Annotated in this window: 16 protein-coding genes and 5 pseudogenes; 3 read left to right on the forward strand and 18 right to left on the reverse strand. The window is 58.8% G+C overall.

Translation table 11 applies throughout. From position 1 onward, the window contains the following. Nucleotides 1–136 precede the first annotated feature (136 nt). The 5 genes from ACVIYL_RS44610 to ACVIYL_RS44630 form a co-directional block, all read right to left on the reverse strand. Nucleotides 137–352: a hypothetical protein gene (locus tag ACVIYL_RS44610; protein ID WP_456781988.1), complete on the reverse strand. Its 216-nt coding sequence runs from the start codon at nt 350–352 to the stop codon at nt 137–139. Next, a complete protein-coding gene (locus tag ACVIYL_RS44615; RefSeq protein WP_456781712.1) occupies nt 288–785 on the reverse strand; it encodes a flavin reductase family protein in 498 nt (165 codons plus the stop codon). The genes ACVIYL_RS44610 and ACVIYL_RS44615 overlap by 65 nt, the downstream gene beginning before the upstream one ends. A 1-nt stretch (nt 786) precedes the next feature. After that, nucleotides 787–1,335, reverse strand: a complete 549-nt coding sequence (locus ACVIYL_RS44620; protein ID WP_456781713.1) for an NADPH-dependent FMN reductase — start codon at nt 1,333–1,335, stop codon at nt 787–789. A 441-nt stretch (nt 1,336–1,776) separates the two neighbouring features. After that, entirely contained in the window at nt 1,777–3,021 is a 1,245-nt protein-coding gene (gene ltrA / locus ACVIYL_RS44625; protein ID WP_456781972.1) for a group II intron reverse transcriptase/maturase, read from the reverse strand. Between the two features lie 591 nt (nt 3,022–3,612). Next, a complete protein-coding gene (locus ACVIYL_RS44630) occupies nt 3,613–3,897 on the reverse strand; it encodes a hypothetical protein (RefSeq protein WP_456781714.1) in 285 nt (94 codons plus the stop codon). Between the two features lie 190 nt (nt 3,898–4,087). Here ACVIYL_RS44630 and ACVIYL_RS44635 point away from each other — a divergent pair. Both ACVIYL_RS44635 and ACVIYL_RS44640 read left to right on the forward strand, forming a co-directional pair. Next, nucleotides 4,088–4,253 (forward strand): annotated as a pseudogene (locus ACVIYL_RS44635) (IS21 family transposase); the annotation flags it as partial. Nucleotides 4,254–4,452: 199 nt separating this feature from the next. Then, on the forward strand, nt 4,453–4,797 hold the full coding sequence (locus ACVIYL_RS44640; RefSeq protein WP_456781715.1) for a transposase: 345 nt from the start codon (nt 4,453–4,455) through the stop codon (nt 4,795–4,797). A 308-nt stretch (nt 4,798–5,105) separates the two neighbouring features. Here ACVIYL_RS44640 and ACVIYL_RS44645 read toward each other — a convergent pair whose 3' ends face one another. From ACVIYL_RS44645 to ACVIYL_RS44660, 4 genes are all read right to left on the reverse strand, one after another. Continuing rightward, nucleotides 5,106–5,684: a PCC domain-containing protein gene (locus ACVIYL_RS44645; RefSeq protein ID WP_456781716.1), complete on the reverse strand. Its 579-nt coding sequence runs from the start codon at nt 5,682–5,684 to the stop codon at nt 5,106–5,108. A 312-nt stretch (nt 5,685–5,996) separates the two neighbouring features. Then, a complete protein-coding gene (locus ACVIYL_RS44650) occupies nt 5,997–6,734 on the reverse strand; it encodes a dienelactone hydrolase family protein (RefSeq protein WP_456781717.1) in 738 nt (245 codons plus the stop codon). A gap of 189 nt (nt 6,735–6,923) precedes the next feature. Beyond that, nucleotides 6,924–8,069, reverse strand: a complete 1,146-nt coding sequence (locus ACVIYL_RS44655; protein ID WP_456781718.1) for an ABC transporter substrate-binding protein — start codon at nt 8,067–8,069, stop codon at nt 6,924–6,926. A gap of 9 nt (nt 8,070–8,078) precedes the next feature. Next, the gene (locus ACVIYL_RS44660) at nt 8,079–8,825 is read right to left on the reverse strand and encodes an IS66 family transposase (protein ID WP_456781975.1); all 747 of its coding nucleotides are present in this window, start codon (nt 8,823–8,825) and stop codon (nt 8,079–8,081) included. Between ACVIYL_RS44660 and ACVIYL_RS44665 the strand changes: the two are divergent. Then, nucleotides 8,796–9,203, forward strand: a pseudogene (locus tag ACVIYL_RS44665) (ISL3 family transposase); the annotation flags it as partial. The gene ACVIYL_RS44660 and the pseudogene ACVIYL_RS44665 overlap by 30 nt on opposite strands. Here ACVIYL_RS44665 and ACVIYL_RS44670 read toward each other — a convergent pair. The 9 genes and pseudogenes from ACVIYL_RS44670 to ACVIYL_RS44710 all read right to left on the reverse strand — a co-directional run. Then, nucleotides 9,186–9,560, reverse strand: a pseudogene (locus ACVIYL_RS44670) (IS66 family transposase); the annotation flags it as partial. The pseudogenes ACVIYL_RS44665 and ACVIYL_RS44670 sit on opposite strands and share 18 nt — an antisense overlap. Before the next feature lie 211 nt (nt 9,561–9,771). Then, nucleotides 9,772–9,882 (reverse strand): hypothetical protein, encoded by a 111-nt coding sequence (locus ACVIYL_RS44675; RefSeq protein WP_456781719.1) that lies wholly within the window; start codon nt 9,880–9,882, stop codon nt 9,772–9,774. Between the two features lie 107 nt (nt 9,883–9,989). Continuing rightward, nucleotides 9,990–10,859 (reverse strand): annotated as a pseudogene (gene tnpC / locus ACVIYL_RS44680) (IS66 family transposase); the annotation flags it as partial. Between the two features lie 209 nt (nt 10,860–11,068). Then, a complete protein-coding gene (tnpB, locus tag ACVIYL_RS44685; protein WP_456781720.1) occupies nt 11,069–11,422 on the reverse strand; it encodes an IS66 family insertion sequence element accessory protein TnpB in 354 nt (117 codons plus the stop codon). Beyond that, complete coding sequence (locus ACVIYL_RS44690; RefSeq protein ID WP_456781989.1) at nt 11,419–11,547, reverse strand: hypothetical protein; 129 nt, start codon at nt 11,545–11,547, stop codon at nt 11,419–11,421. Before ACVIYL_RS44690 ends, tnpB begins: the two co-directional genes overlap by 4 nt. After that, the gene (locus ACVIYL_RS44695) at nt 11,513–11,842 is read right to left on the reverse strand and encodes a transposase (RefSeq protein ID WP_456781721.1); all 330 of its coding nucleotides are present in this window, start codon (nt 11,840–11,842) and stop codon (nt 11,513–11,515) included. The genes ACVIYL_RS44690 and ACVIYL_RS44695 overlap by 35 nt, the downstream gene beginning before the upstream one ends. 482 nt (nt 11,843–12,324) lie before the next feature. Continuing rightward, a complete protein-coding gene (locus ACVIYL_RS44700; protein ID WP_456781722.1) occupies nt 12,325–13,215 on the reverse strand; it encodes an extracellular solute-binding protein in 891 nt (296 codons plus the stop codon). Then, nucleotides 13,155–13,691 (reverse strand): annotated as a pseudogene (locus ACVIYL_RS44705) (MBL fold metallo-hydrolase); the annotation flags it as partial. The pseudogene ACVIYL_RS44705 and the gene ACVIYL_RS44700, both read right to left, overlap by 61 nt. Before the next feature lie 207 nt (nt 13,692–13,898). Next, complete coding sequence (locus ACVIYL_RS44710) at nt 13,899–15,062, reverse strand: IS4 family transposase (RefSeq protein WP_057015126.1); 1,164 nt, start codon at nt 15,060–15,062, stop codon at nt 13,899–13,901. Nucleotides 15,063–15,209 lie beyond the last annotated feature (147 nt).

The following is a 15,209-nucleotide window of genomic DNA, read 5'->3' on the forward strand; positions in this document are numbered from 1 at the left end:
CGTAACGGACCAATAGAGTCGAAATTCACCAATTGTCGGCGGCGGACCGACGAAATTCCGTTTCCGTCCCAGGGAAGGCTGAAATTGAGGCCGGGGTGAGGTTTGCCCAAACCTACATTCTCGGATGGCTTCGGCATCAGACATTCTTCGCCTTGCCGCCACCAATCGCGAAATTACGCTCGTGCTCGAACGCATGAACGGCCACGTCATCCGGCGTCTCGGGCTCAGCGCTCGCAGCCTGCGTGTGGTTCGGGTTCAGCCCATCCACCATTCCCCTGCCATAGGGTTCAGATATCTTCACCAATACGGTGATATCGGCCCTGGTAAAAAAGCAGAGGCGTCCTTTGATCAAGCTGATCAGGGCCGCAAATATCCAGCACTTTACCGATAGCCACTACGTGATCTCCGGCCTCATACTCAGCGTGGTGAACGCAATCGAGGCAGACGATTGCACCCAGAATTTTGGGATTATCAGCTCCGGTTGCTTCCCATCTCACCCCCGCCCATCGATCACCACTTGACTTTGCAAACTTATCGGAAATGTCCCTCTGTGCCTCCGAAAGGATGTTCACGCTGAAGCATCCCGTAGCACGTATTCGGGGCCAGGTTTTCGAGGTCGACATTATAGAAAGGGAGACCAGAGGCGGGTTAAGCGAAACGCTATGAAATGATTGACATGTAAACCCTAAAGGCTCGCCGGAATCCAATCCACACACTACTGTTAAGCCAGAGGCATAATAACCGAGCATGCGCCTGAAATGGAAAGGATCAATCGAAGCGTTCATCTCAGGTGCCCTCTTCAAAGTTGTCGACGTTGAAATGGAGCAGTGACGCGACAGAAGCCACGGCCCGTAACGACTGCGTCACCTCTCCGGCCACTTTGTTTAGAAAGATGTCTAATTGGTCCATATGCGCAGTAACAAAATAGAGTCCACGCACGGGCACTACGGCTCCGAGTTCGATAAGAAGTGGAGTAAGATTGGATACAGGCGCCATAGAGTGACCAAGATCTGCGCCTGTCATAAGCGGAATAGCCACTACTCCCCGCAGCCCGCTCGCCGGGTATCGATCGAGAAATGCCTTTACCAGGCCTGTAAATGTCGCCTTGTAAGTTGGTGAGGCGAACACGGCCAACTGACTTGAGGCTACTGCGGCATTTAGCTTCGCAATTTCCTCACAAGGCCATGTGAAAAGGTTGTTCGCGTGATCCGCTAAATCGACAACGACAAGCTGATACGAACCCGAAGGAAAGAGCCGTTCGACCAGCTGTTCCCCAATCCTGCGAGTTCGCGACGCCGGCTTTGGATTGCCGACAACCAAAGATATTTTGATCATTAACGACCTCAGCTGTCACGGTTACTGACAGACGGCGAGGCCGAATAAGCAGCTAAGCTTACGTGTCGAGACCTGTGTCTGCCAATCCGTCAGGGTCTTTTGGCCCGACGGGACCGCGACAGCTCATGCCGCAGGTTTAAGATGCACCATTTGCAAGTAAGATTTTCGCCGTTTTCGGTCGCACATGAGCATCTTTTCGGCGAGAAACAGGCGCGGCCCGCCGTTTTGTCGCGCAGGCGCTCAACGGAGATGTCCTGGCAAGACCCAAAATGGTTAATTGTCGATTCTTCCTGTGGATGACGGCGCTTGCGGGGCCAGCCGCGCACGGTGGAGAGTCGATTCGACGCCCCGTCCAATGGTCGCGGTAGGGACACGGATTTCTCCGTGCCCCCCGCCCAGATCCGTACGTGCGGAACTACCGCATACGGCTCCTGCCTTGGGTCATGACGTATACCTTGGGTTGGGATGCGGATGACATGCGCGGACTTTCGGGATGTATCGCCCAATGAATCGTCGGAACCTTTCCCAGGTCATGCGAGAGCGCTGGCTGCGTCGACGAAGCGAGCGCAGCCAGGCCCGGCAGACCTCGGCGCGGAACATGCCGAGCCGCTTCAGGTTCCCCGGGATCGCGTGGTAGTTCAGGTATCCCTGCATCACGCGACGGAGCCAAACGCCGGTCTCACCGATAGGCGCATGGCGGCGTTTCATCAGGTCGTGTCGTATCGCACTCAGCGTCGCCCGCAAGCGAGAGGCGATGGTCACGCGCCGGATTGTGAAGTGCGGGTTTATCCGGGTCACCGCGCAGATGTGCGTGAACCCGAGGAAGTCGAACGTTTCCGGGCGGCGTTGCCCCCGGCGTGCGCGGCGCTCGGCCGCGTACCGTCCAAATTCCAATACCCGCGTCTTCTCCTCATTCAGCGACAGACCGAACTTCGCCATCCGCTCACGCAGTGCGTCGAGAAAGTGCAGGGCCTCGGACTTTGTTTCGAAGCCCATGACACTGTCGTCCGCATAGCGGACGACGATGACATCCCCTTTTGCCGACTTACTTCGCCACTGATGAGTCCAGAGGTCGAAGACGTAGTGCAAGTAAATGTTAGCAAGAAGCGGTGAGATCACTGCTCCTTGCGGAGTACCTACTCGTGCTACGGACTTCAATCCACCTTCGACAACGCCAGCGGTTAACCACTTGCGTATCAGTCGTAAGAGCCGGCGGTCTGCGATCCTGTGCTCGAGGAACTGCATCATCCACCCGTGATCGATCGTATCGAAGAACGAACGGATGTCAGCGTCGAGCACCCAGTTCACTCTTTTCTGATGAATGCCGATCCACAGTGCGTCCAGCGCTTGGTGCTGGCTCCGCCCCTCCCGGAATCCATAGGAAAAGCCGAGAAAGTCCACCTCGTAAATCGCATTCAAGACCGTCGTCACCGCGTGCTGGACGATTTTATCTTCCAGCGCTGCGATTCCGAGCGGTCTCAGTTTGCCATTTATCTTGGGGATATACACTCGGCGAGACGGGAGTGCCCGATAGCGGCCTGACTGGACCGCGTCCCAAAGCACTTCGATTCGCTCGTCGAGTCCTTCCTCGTAGTCACGCCATGTCACTCCGTCGACGCCGGATGCAGCGGAGTGCTTCAGTCCCCTGAAGCTTTCCGTTAGCAGTTCGCGCGTCACATGGTGCATCAGCGCTGTGAACCGTGTCTTCCTATTCCGTCTTGCCAGTTCACGTATAACATCCAACCTCGTCGACGCGCTGGTCCGGCTCTGTGTCCGGGGCACGGGAGGATGTTTGCTATTGCCCTTGGCTGCCCGCCTTCCCTCCGGACCTTCCGCGAGCATCGGTGTGGACCCGTCGCTCTTGTTCAGATCGTTCATTGGTACTGTGCAGACATCCGACTTCTCGTCGACGGTGGTGCTGGGCTTACGGCATTCAGCCTTCCCCAGCCTGCCCGAAGATTGTTCCCCCTCGGGCGACGACGAGATCTCCCAGTTCCTGTGCGAAGGATTTCCCCGCATGCTCAGGGTCTCCGACCGTGGAGCCGTTGGGTGGCTTGCGATAGACGCCGTCCAACGTGTTGCCTTCCGCATTGCATAACTGCGTCGGCGCTCCAGACTTTCGATTTCGCGGCTCAATGGCTGGCCTGCGGTTTCCCCTGTCAACGCTTCGAAGTCGCCCTCACGGACACCTCCGCATGACTCGGGGTCAGGGTGGGTCGCTACTCCTTTCCTGTATCGAACTTTCATCGACTATCCTTCGCCAGTTTCACTGGCGCACTACGCATCCGGCGTAGGCCGCAGGCTGGTCGGATCATTCCCGTGCGAGCGCGCGAGCAGCTTGAGGTTTTCTTGTAGAACCTGAGGAGCTCGATTAGGTTTTCGATGCCAAAGTCGGTGAAGGGCTGAACGCCATCTTCGCCGACGCCATAAACCCACATCAGGCCGTCCTCGATCTCCATTTCGATTGGCAATGTCGCGCAGCCAGTCTTCGTCTTTACCGAGGTCCTTTGCGACCTCGGTGATGATGGTGACGTGATGAACCTTGTTGACGTGCGAGGTCATGCCGCTGGCGGAGTCTTGAGGGTTCTGTGAGGTCGCTTGGCAGGCGCGAGCCGCGCGTTCTGTCCTGCGTGAGACCTCACAGAGACCTGAAGATTTCCAGATCAGTCGAGCGATGATTCATGCTGACTGCCGGCGAGGCTGGGATGCATGGGCAAGCCGCTATCGTGTATCTTCGGGACCGAGTGCTGGCGGCGGTGGACGCGGGCACGCGGCCTGCCGCAGCGGCATTCTGATCAAGGCGCGGTTCGTCGCCTCGATCCGCTCCATCTTCCAGAACGGTCACGGTCGTACCTTTCTCGACGAAGCGTCCGAACACCACGTCATGGCACATCCGCGGGCGAGATTATTTCCTCTAAAGCCCAGGCACCTGTATGCTCAATCATCTCACCCACGAACGCCTGATCGAGCTCGGTTTGAGCGGCATAAGGCCTTTCGGGAAGCAGCGACGGTCGCCTGATCTCGAAGACTTGCCAATCGAAGATCGCAACGCATGCGACCGGGGTCGAGCTGCGCCTCGTAGACACGGCCGTCTGCGAAGACGGTGAGGAAGGTCCGGTGTGGTGCGGTTCATCCTGCCCCGGCCATGGCTTTGACACCGTCGGCGTTGCGCCCCTGATCAAGGACCTCGAATTCGGCGGCTTAATCGCCGACAAGGCTTTTAATTCCAACTGGATCATCGAAGAGCTGAACGCACGCAAGGCCAGGATCGTCATCTCGCAGCATCAAAGGCGCGCTCAGCCTCTGGACATCGACAAGGACATGTACAAATGGCGCCACCTGGTCGAGAATTTCTTCGGCAAGCTGAAGGAATTCAAGCGCGTAGCGATGCGGTGCGACAAGACAGACGACAGCTTCGAGGCGATGATCTACCTCGCCACCGCCGTCATCCATTCCAGGTGAATCTCAACAGACCCTAGGCCGTAGCCCGGTCTTCCTTATCCTCGCCGCGAAGCACGATCTTGAACGTATCATCCGGCAATGGCCGCTACAGCGCCTTGGCTTCATTCCACGGCGCGCGCATCCAAACATCCCGCTCTTCATCAGTAGTCACGATCACTGGTATCGCCTTAGTGTAGGCCGAAGACATACTCGGTCAGCAGACCAGATCAGCGCAGACACGTTGGGGCTATGCTGCAGGTCCTGGCCTAAACTCCTTGTTTGCGGTTGGTGTTTCCCGCGGAGGCCACGCCGTGTTCTTGCCCAGCCAACTATGCCGGTACCAGGTCGTGATAGAAGCCGTTCTCGCCGAAGGTGCCCCTTAAAATGACACCCGAAACCTTCGCGATGGCGACGGTGAAATGCGACGGTAGTTCAGCTTTCCCGCCAGATCTGTCATAATTGACGGCGCCCACCAGCGATCCCTGCAAGAGGTGCCCACAGGCCGTCTCCGAGACGTTCGACGCCGTGATATTAATTTTGAAGTAGGGGGACCCATGTTCCTCCCAGCCTCCAGCTCCGAAGCCTGTGTCGGCGTAGTGCCGGTGAAAGTCCGGGGTCGCCGGCAGATTATCCGGGTTCCAGCCCGTCCCGAGGATGCCAGTCATGCTCACTTGTAGCGGTCCCGACATCTCAACGAAGTCAACTCCCCAGTTGTCCCTTCGTGGCTCTCTGGAAATACGCATCAACCTAACCTTAGCGAAGTTGCCGGTCGCATCCAGAAGGACGCCTGTCTTGATATCGTATTCCTTGCAGATGTCCCAGAGGGAGCGAACGAAGTCTTCGCCAGGCTCCAGTCGAACGTAGATGATCTCCTCGATCTTCCCTCTCATTCCTAGCCTTTTCTTCATGCCATAGATCTCCAGATGATTAGGTAAAACGCATGAACTCCTCAGCCCAGACTTTTGATAGCCGCCGAGGGGTGCGCGGGGATACTTATGGGATTGCTTAGCCGAATTTGCGCAATGTGCTGACTTGTAACGACGCAATCCTTCGCCTGAACTGGAGAATGCGAGGCTTCCGTGCGATCGAAGCGTCTCCCAATGGGATGATGGTCCGGCCGTGCTCCGGCCCCGCCAGTACGCAAAACTGGGCCGGGCAGCAAGACAAGGAGCACGCCATGTCTCAGCGATCCAACTGCGCAACGGCGGGCGCGTTCGCGCTCAGGGTAGATTGCGTGCGTAGAGCTCCGAAAGCTTGGCCCAACCGCGGTCAGCCGCCTCCGCGTCGTAGACGGGCATGTCTGGCTTCATCCAGCCGTGCGCCTTTCCCGCGTAAAGCTCGCTGCTGTAGTTGACGCCGGCAGCGTCCATGGCCGCTTCGAAGCGCTTCGCCATCTCAGGAGGATAGCTGCCGTCGTTGTCAGCGAGGGCGACATAGACCTCGCCCTTGATCCTGGCCACTTGTAGGTGCGGGCTGACCGACAAGTCCGTCGCCAAATCTCCACCGTGGAAGCTGGCGGCGGCGGCGATCCGGTCGGGATAGAAGGCGGCGGCTGTAAGCGCCATGCCGCCCCCCATGCAAAACCCGACCGTGCCGACCTTGTCGCCGGCCACGTCTGGGCGGCTATCGAGATAGGCGAGGAAGGCGGCGGTGTCCTCGCCGGCCTTGTGATTATCAGTGCTACCCATCAGCGGGCCAACGATCGCGCGGAAGTCGCGCTGGAGTACCTCCTTCGGGTCCAGGGGAGCATAGGCGCCATGGCGATAGAAGAGGTCGGGCAGGAGCACGACGTACCCCTGGTCAGCCATGTGCTGCGCCATCTGCTTCATGCCAGCCCGGATGCCGAACGCGTCCATGTAGAAGATGACGCTCGGCCAGGGACCCACACCGTCGGGCGTGAAGACCCAAGCCTGGCAAAGGCCATCCTCCGCTTTGATGCCCACCTGTTCCTGACTCATGAATGCGCTCCCATGCTTCCCCGCCGCTCCTCTCGGGACGGCGCCGGGTTGTGTCAATCGTGAAGCTGCGCGGGGATACTTACGGGATTCCTTCCGAATTTCCGCAATGTGCCGCCTTGTAAAGACGCAATTGTGTGGGTCTGACCGAAGCCTGAGAGACCGTCGGCTAATCGACCGCAGCAGCGGACATCACGACGCTCGCCATGCCAGCCAACGCTCCTGTACGTGTTCCGCGTTGGTCTTGCCATCAGCGCGTTTCTCCAAAAACCAGGGAACGTCGAACCGGACCGTCTTTGGCGCGTTGTCAGGGCTGATACTGAGCAGCGGCACCAGATCGGCTGGCAGGTACCGTAGTTGATTTAGGTTCGGGCCGGGATAGCCGGTCCCTTGTGTAAAGGCGGCCGCCATTTCGGCCCGATTCACAAATGCGATGAACTTCTGTGCATTCGCGCTGTTCGGCCCGCCATTTACAACAATCCAGTAGTTGTCGGTTATAGTAGCGCCGTCCCATACCGTACGAATGGGCACCCCCCGCTTAATTGCCGCCAGCGCACGGCCATCGGGGGCGCTCGTCAGCGCATATTCACCGTTGATGAGCAGCTGTATGGGCTCGCCGCCTGCCGTCCACCACTTGGTGACGTGCGGCTTGATCTCGTCCAGCTTCTTCAGCGCCCGACCGACGTTATCATCAGTCAGTCGCCAAAGCCCCTCGTGCGTGAAGCCATCGGCGATCAAAGCAGTTGTTGCATCAGCATTAACAGAATTGGCAGAGAGTCCCCTCGGTCCCGGGAATTCCTTGATATTCCAGAAGTCTGCCCAGTTCTTCGGGCCGCCCTTCGGGAAAGCCTGCTCACCATAAACCAGCAGATTTGCGTTTTGGAATGCAACGATCGCGTCCTTAAGACGAGCAGATTCCGGCACTCCGTTAAGCGCTTCGTCGTCCCATAGGCTGTAGTCGATTGGCATAAACGCGCCGGCCTGCTGCAGCTCCAAGTAGGCTGGCCAAAAAGGGTTGACAAAGGCAACGTCCCAGTCGACCCGCCCAGCTTCGCGCATGGCCTTAATCTGAGGCTCGGCATTGTCAGCTGTCACATCGACAACCCTGATGCCCGTCCTCTTCGTAAAGGGATCGAAGACATATTTGCGCAAACTTTCCGTAAATGAGCCGCCATAGCTGCAAACCACTACCTCCCCAGAGCCGGCGAGCCTTTCCTGCGCGAAGGCTGCAGTGGCTTTTGCAACAAACGGTGCACTCAATAGGACCGCCGTTGATTGAAGGAGCGAACGTCGGCTCACGATGCCGGATTGAGAATTGCGAGAATCCTGCTTAGTCATGAATTTCCCCTATTGGAAGCCGGCGCATCTTTTGTGGTCCAAGGGGCACTTGGAGCTAAACGAGAACGTATCGGACCAATGGAGCCGAAGTTCACCATTCTCGGCGGCCGATCGACGAAATTCGGCATCTCTGCCAGACGATTTGGCGATACTGCACCGGGATTGGCAGCAGGATGAAGGTACTTCGGAGCACCTCAGGCCAGCGCCACCGCCATCCCTTCTGCATGACAAGTACGGAGGCCGACCAGCAAGAGACGTCGTGCCTGCTGTGTCGGAGACCATGAAAGATGGCCAATCAGCTTGGGGGGTCAGTTCAATCTCGAGTGTTTCGGCGATGTAGGCAGCCGGGTCGACGTCGTTGAGCTTGCAGGTGGCGACGATCGACGCGAGCAAGGCCCAGTGCGCATTTTTCCTGGTCAGGCAAACTGGCCGGATGGCGTTCTCGACCGGGTTGGTGTCGAGGTCGAGACGCCCGTCTTCGAGGAAGCGGGTCAGCCCCTGCCAATGATTGAGCGCATAGCGGATGTCTTCGGCCAGTGTCGAGCCGCTGGAGATCATGGACAGCTGCTTCTCGAACCACATTTTTAAAGCGGCGACGAGAGCCAACGAATGCTCCTTTCGCGCGGCGAGCCGGACGTCCGGCAATGAGCCGCGTACCATGGCTTCGATGGCGTAAAGCTGTGCGATGTGCCGAATGGCTGCCTCGGCGATTGGCGATTTGCTGTTGCTGAAAAGGCCGACGCGCGAAATCTTCAGAGGATTCCGTCGGCCAAAACGATCGCGCGGCTAATGACAATCGGCCGGGACTTGCTAACGAAAGCGGAGACCGTCACGGTAGCGGCAATCGAAGCTGGGATACCAACTCTGGTCGAGGCACGCGAGATCATCGCTGAATTCCACTTGATGGTCCGGCGCAAGGTTGAGGCGGGACTTACTCCATGGATCGAGCGCGCCCGCAGCAGTCTCGTCGCTTCGTTCGCCAATGGCGTCGCCAAGGATGAGGCGGCGGTGCGCGCGGCGATCACTTCGCCCTGGTCCAACGGACAAACCGAAGGACAGATTACGCGCTTCAAGCTCGTCAGGCGTCAAATGTATGTAAGCGCTTATCCGGGCACCCTATTGAGGCTGGCTTGACGTTTTGCGGAATCGCCACGGCATGAGCTCTTCGATCCTGCTATGGGGATGGCCGTCGATGATCGCCCCGAGTGTTTCGGCAATGTAGGCAGCCGGATTGACGTCGTTGAGCTTGCAGGTGGCGACGATCGACGCCAGCAAGGCCCAGTTTTCTGCCCCGATTTCATGACCGGCGAAGAGCGCATTTTTCCTGGTCAGGCAAACTGGCCGGATGGCGTTCTCGACCGGGTTGGTGTCGAGCTCGAGGCGTCCGTCTTCAAGGAAGCGAGTCAGCCCCTGCCAATGATTGAGCGCATAGCGGATATCCTCGGCGAGGGTTGAGCCGCTGGAGATCATCGACAGCTGCTTCTCGAACCACATTTTTAAACCGAAGTTTGCGTTGGCGAATCGAGCAACCAACTGATCTGACTCACGATTCTCGAAAATCGCCTTTTTCGCTACTGGACATACAGTTCGCTGCGGCGGAGTTGCGAATCGAATCACAAATTAGATGATTTGTGAACATCGGCGCGGGCAATGACATGGACACTTCTGGCAAGCGAATTTCGCCTCAAGTGATTCAAAAGACTCAACTTTCTGCGTATCGCGGCCGCAAACTTCGGTTTAAAGCGGCGACGAGAGCAAACGCATGCTCCTTGCGCGCGGCGAGCCGGATGTCTGGCGATGCACCGCGCACCATGGCTTCGATGGCGTAAAGCTGTGCGATGTGCCGAACGGCGGCCTCGGCGATTTGCTGTTGCGGGCCAATTTGACGAAGCGCCGGCGCAAGTGGCTCCAGCAATGCACGAGTGTCCACGGCCCTTGCGGTCGAGCGGCTTCGGTCAGCCGGTCATAGCCGTCATAGGCATCGCATTGCAGGAAGCGTCCGCCAAAGCCGTCCAGGAACTGCTCAGCGAAGGCGCCGCTGCGACTGGGGGCATATCGGAACAGCACGATCGGGGGACTTGGGCCGCTGTGGCCGCGGTCATCGGACACGACGTAGCCTTTCTTCGTTTGGCCGCGCCCGGGATCAAGTACCGGCGCCGTGGTTTCGTCCATGAACAGACGATCCGCCATGGCCAGGTGGCGGCGCATGTGCTCCGCGATGGGTTGAAGATGGAAGCAGGCCCGACCGGACCAGTTGCCCAGTGTCGCCCGATCAAGCCGGTTGCCCTGGCGCGCATAGATCTCGGACTGGCGGTAAAACGGCGTATGGTCACCAAACTTGGAGATGATCACGTGGGCAATGGCCGCTTCGGTCGGCAGCCCGCTGGGTACGACGTGCTCCGGCGCGTGCGCCTGCACGACAGGGCCGTAGCAGCGGCGGCAAATGTATTTCGGGCGGCGTGTGACCAGCACGCGCCATTGTGCCGGGATCACGTCAAGGCGCTTGCTGACGTCCTCGCCGATCTTCGTCATGTCGCCGCAACCGCACGGGCAGAGCGTGCTCGCAAGCTCGATGATCCGCTCCACCCGCGCCAAATGGGCAGGCAAGCAGCCGCGATTGCGATGAGAGCTTTGATCCGTCGCGTTTCGCGATCGGCCCTGGATGACCTTCTCGGCTCTCTCCTGCGCGGCATCCAGGATGCCTTGCGCGATCTCCACGTCTTCGAGCGGCAAATGATACTGATCTGGTCGCAGCTTCTCGGATTTCGCGCCGAACCTGTCGCGTCGCAATTCGCCGAGAATGACCTCCAGCCGGCGTCGGGCTTCCTCCGACGCCGCTAGCGCCCCTGATGCTCGCTCAAGGCCGCCTGCGTTTGCGCCAAAAGCGCCTTCAGGCGTTCGCTTTCGTCGCGCAGCGCCGCGATGCTCATGCGCTATTTCGAGCATATCGCCGCCGCGCGTGCCACGTTCAAAATAGCTTCCGAGTCATTCTGTCGCAGTTATCCCGCCGCCTGCGGGCGCCGTGCTTCTTCCGGACGGACCAACCTCAAATCCAGCCCCTCAAACAAGGCCGCGAACATCGCCGGCGACATCCGCATCACGCCGTCCGCGATCGTTGGCCAAACGAACTTGCAACCTTCGAGGCGTTTCTGCACCAACACCAGGCCCGTTCGATCCCAGACCAAAATCTTGATCCGGTCAGCTCGTTTCGATCGGAACACGAAGGCCGCGCCGCTGAACGGGTCGAGACGAAGCATCTCCTGCACCTTCGTCGCAAGCCCATCATGGTCACAGCGGAAATCGATCGGCCGCGTTGCAACGTAAATCTTCAGATCCGCACCAGCCGCGATCATCGTGACGCTCGCACCGCGCGGATCACTCGGGACAGCTGCTCGGCATCAATGGCCATATCCGTCCGCAGCACGACATCGCCAATCGCGATCTCAAGCTTGATCGCCGGAACCTGACGCTCCTCCAACGCACCTTCCACGACCAGCGGCGCGAATGTCGGCTGCGACGCCTCGCACGGCAGGCAACATGCCTCGCTGTCGAAACCGCCGTCGCCAATCGTAGATCTGCCAGCGCGTCGCTCCGTGCTTGCGCGCCACCTCGGACACTTGGGCACCGGGTAACAGACTCTCGGCGACGACCCGAGCTCTCTCAGCTTCCGAACGTACGCGGCGCCCCGATGGTCCTTCAAGAACCTCCAGCCGGCTCACCGCCCCCGTCGTTGAGCCGTCCAAATGGACGTCCTTTTTGCTGTCCAATCCCATCCCAAACCTCCGTCCAATCCGGAGGCTTCTTTCGCACAGCTATCCCGATCCCGAACTAAGGGTTCCGGCTAAGCGCTTACAAATGTATGGCCGCGGGAAGATCGATCTGCTCCAGGCCCGGCTAATCGGCGCAGAATAATCGGAGCCGCACCAAAATTGCGTCAGAGCCAATATTGCAGGCCGAATGACAGCGGTGTCTGCTTGCTAGTCATTCATTAAGAGGCTGAATTGAGCCCGGCGTGCGGCCGAACGTGCGCCGTAGCTCGACATAAGGCACAAGAGTTCTCTGAGCCAAGCGAAGATGCGGTGGAAGTTGTGGCCCACGGCCGACATTGGCGGCGTCTCCTGTGCGTCGGACGTGAGCCATAGCGGCGGTGTGAGACCGAGAGGATCAATCACCGCTGCTCCCAGCACAATCTGTCGCGTCAGCACCATATTCCATTCTTTCGCAATGTTTGCCGATTGCAGCAATCAGCGAGCGACTACGAGAGCGCACCGGCTAAGCCCGTTCTGTGGGCTTGGCCGACGATGAAGCCAGCAAAGACGTCGGACGACTGGCAGTAGCTGTGGAGATTATCCTGCCCGCATGCCAGCCAGCGCTCCTGAACATGATCTGCGTTGGTCTTGCCGTCCGGACGTTTCTCCAAATACCAGGTAATGTCATGCCGGACTGTCTTCGCCGCATTGTCCGGGCTTATACCGATCAATGGCACCAGTTCGGCTGGCAAGTATTTTAGCTGACTTAGATTCGGACCGGGATAGCCGGTCCCTTGCGTAAAGGCGGCCGCCATTTCTGCTCGACTTACAAATGCGATGAATTTCTGTGCATTCGCACTGTTCGGGCCGCCCCTCACGATTACCCAGCAATTATCGCTTATATGAGCGCCGTCCCACACCATGCGAATCGGCACTCCCTGCTTGATACCCGCCAGGGCTCGGCCATCGGGCGCACTCGTCAGCGCGTATTCGCGGTTGATGAGCAACTGTATGGGTTCCCCTCCCGCCGCCCAACACTTGGCGATGTGCGGCTTAATCTCATCGAGCTTCTTTAGTGCCCGATCGATTTTATCATCAGTCATTCGCCACAGACCCCTTTGCGTGAAGCCATCGGCGGACAGTGCAAACACTAAATCGGCGAGACCAGAATTGGCACCGAGTCCCCTCGAGCCAGGGAACTTCTTAATATTCCAGAAGTCAGCCCAGTCGTTCGGGCCACCCTTCGGAAAAGCGCGTTGATCATAAACCAGCAGATTTGCGCTTTGGAATGCAACGACAGAGTCCAGTACCCTGCGTTGACCCAATCCGGCCGCGCCAACTGGATCGGCTGGTGGATCGCGTCGCCGCTGAAGATCGCATCCTGGGACCGCGAGCAAAGGTAAAGGCCGCAGTGGTGCTTGGTGTGACCGTGGAGGGGCATAAAGCGCACCTCGTCGGGCATTTGGTTCTCCAATGCATAGTCATCTTCTACGAACGTCGCCAAACCGCGGTCCACCACAGGAAGCACGCTGTCATCGAACGATAGCTTTCGGTACGGTTTGACGCTCCCCGCCTCGATGGCGTCGCGCCACCAGTCGAATTCACCTTTGCTGATCAGGTACCGGGCGTTGGGGAAGGTGGGGACCCACTGGCCGTTGAGCAACCGCGTGTTCCAGCCGACGTGGTCGGCGTGAAGATGCGAGCACATGACAAAGTCGACCTGCTCCGGAAGGACGCCTGCACGCGCAAGGCGATGGAGAAAGGGGTTCTGCAAACGATGCCATGTCGGTTCATACGAACGCTCCTTATCATTGCCGCAACAGTTATCGAACAGGATCGTATGGTGTCGTGTGCGTATCAGATACGCATGCATGCTCAATTTCAGATTTTGCGTCTCCGCCCCGGCACCCTCGCCCTGATTCGATGCTTGGCAAGGTCCCTAGCGGGCCGTATTTGCGCCAGACAAACGACCATTTCGCCACTACCGGAGAGTTTTTCGCGCCCGAAGGCATCGGTCGTGTTGGCCACCAAGGGCACACTCAGCAGGGCCGCCGTTGATCGCAGGGGTGTCCGGGGAAATTCAGGCATAGCGGAGCTCCATCTGGTCAGGTGAGATGGTTGATTTCCGACGGCTGGGGTTGATGGGCGGAGGTTTGTCGATGGCAGCGAGGGATCGACGCGTGAGCAGGAGCTGGCCGACGAGTTCGGCGAACCTGAGCGGGAGCATTTTGATGCAGTTGGTGTGAGCGGCGATGCGCAGCAGCAGGTAGGCAATCATCGCAGCGAGCACCTGAAGGCGGATCGCGTTGTCGTTGGCGCCGAGGAACTTGCGAATATCGAGATGCTGCTTGATCCAGCGGAACAGCAGCTCGATTTGCCATCGGCTCTTGTAGAGGGCGGCGATCTCGACGGCGCTACGGGCAAGGTCGTTGGTCAGGAGTGTGATCTTGCCGCCTTTCTCGCGTCTGATCTTGATGCGGCGGAGCGGGATTGGAAGGCGCGAATCGCCCTTGCTGGTGAGCTTCACCTCGTCATCGGCAAGGATTTCGAAGCCATCCCCGTTACGCTTGCGGATGGCGCGATGCCTGAGCGAGCGAAGACGGATGCTCGTCTTCGCCCGGGTAACGAAGAAAGCCTTGCTATCATTGATCTTCTGCCACCAGTCGAAACGGCAATAGCCCTTGTCAAACACATAGGTGGTGGCGGGCTGGATTGGGGTCTGTCGGCCGATCTCGATGTCATTGACGTTCGCGGCCGTCATCTCGACGCAGGTCGGGACATCGCTCCTTGGGTCGTAGACGACATGCAGCTTCATGCCGCGGATGCGGCCGTTCCACGTCGCCCAACTGCAGACCTTGCCGAGCGGGATCGGACTGGCGTCGATCAGACGCACCATCTCCATGCCTTCACTCCGCAGCTGGCGACGCGCCATCGCCGACAGCGCCGCAAAGGTTTGCGCGAAAATGCCGATCGGACGGCGGGCATTGGCATCGGACAACGTCGAGCGCGACAGCTTGCCGGTTCCCAAGTGATAGTGATGCTGCGAATTGGCGTTGAAGCCAGTCACCACCCCGCGCAGACTGCTGTTGCCGCTAAGCTGGGCATAGATCAGCGCCACCAGATGATCCCAGCTCCTGAACGACTTGTCGTAGGCATCCCCGTCCAGACGATCCACAACCGTCTGAAACTGCCGTCGATTGATCGGTTCAAGCAGCCTTCCAAAAATGCTACCGCGATATCGCATGCTCGGCCCTCTGTGTCTCGACAACCAGAAAAGACCGATTTGCCTCGGTCCTGCCGAGCATGCACCGCGACACAGTGAATCATTCCCCGGACACCCCTGCGTTGATCGGAGAAGCGAACGGGCTCACGCCACCGGATCCAGAATTGG

Source organism: Bradyrhizobium sp. USDA 3315, from assembly GCF_054056795.1.

What these genes read in the sequence shown, in the direction of transcription:
- ACVIYL_RS44615 (WP_456781712.1), bottom strand. Translation starts at nt 785, where the DNA reads ATGAACGCTTCGATTGATCCTTTCCATTTCAGGCGCATGCTCGGTTAT.
- ACVIYL_RS44620 (WP_456781713.1), bottom strand. Translation starts at nt 1,335, where the DNA reads ATGATCAAAATATCTTTGGTTGTCGGCAATCCAAAGCCGGCGTCGCGA.
- ltrA (WP_456781972.1), bottom strand. Translation starts at nt 3,021, where the DNA reads ATGCACCATGTGACGCGCGAACTGCTAACGGAAAGCTTCAGGGGACTG.
- ACVIYL_RS44630 (WP_456781714.1), bottom strand. Translation starts at nt 3,897, where the DNA reads ATGACCTCGCACGTCAACAAGGTTCATCACGTCACCATCATCACCGAG.
- ACVIYL_RS44645 (WP_456781716.1), bottom strand. Translation starts at nt 5,684, where the DNA reads ATGAAGAAAAGGCTAGGAATGAGAGGGAAGATCGAGGAGATCATCTAC.
- ACVIYL_RS44650 (WP_456781717.1), bottom strand. Translation starts at nt 6,734, where the DNA reads ATGAGTCAGGAACAGGTGGGCATCAAAGCGGAGGATGGCCTTTGCCAG.
- ACVIYL_RS44655 (WP_456781718.1), bottom strand. Translation starts at nt 8,069, where the DNA reads ATGACTAAGCAGGATTCTCGCAATTCTCAATCCGGCATCGTGAGCCGA.
- ACVIYL_RS44675 (WP_456781719.1), bottom strand. Translation starts at nt 9,882, where the DNA reads ATGGTGCGCGGTGCATCGCCAGACATCCGGCTCGCCGCGCGCAAGGAG.
- tnpB (WP_456781720.1), bottom strand. Translation starts at nt 11,422, where the DNA reads ATGATCGCGGCTGGTGCGGATCTGAAGATTTACGTTGCAACGCGGCCG.
- ACVIYL_RS44695 (WP_456781721.1), bottom strand. Translation starts at nt 11,842, where the DNA reads ATGGGATTGGACAGCAAAAAGGACGTCCATTTGGACGGCTCAACGACG.
- ACVIYL_RS44710 (WP_057015126.1), bottom strand. Translation starts at nt 15,062, where the DNA reads ATGCGATATCGCGGTAGCATTTTTGGAAGGCTGCTTGAACCGATCAAT.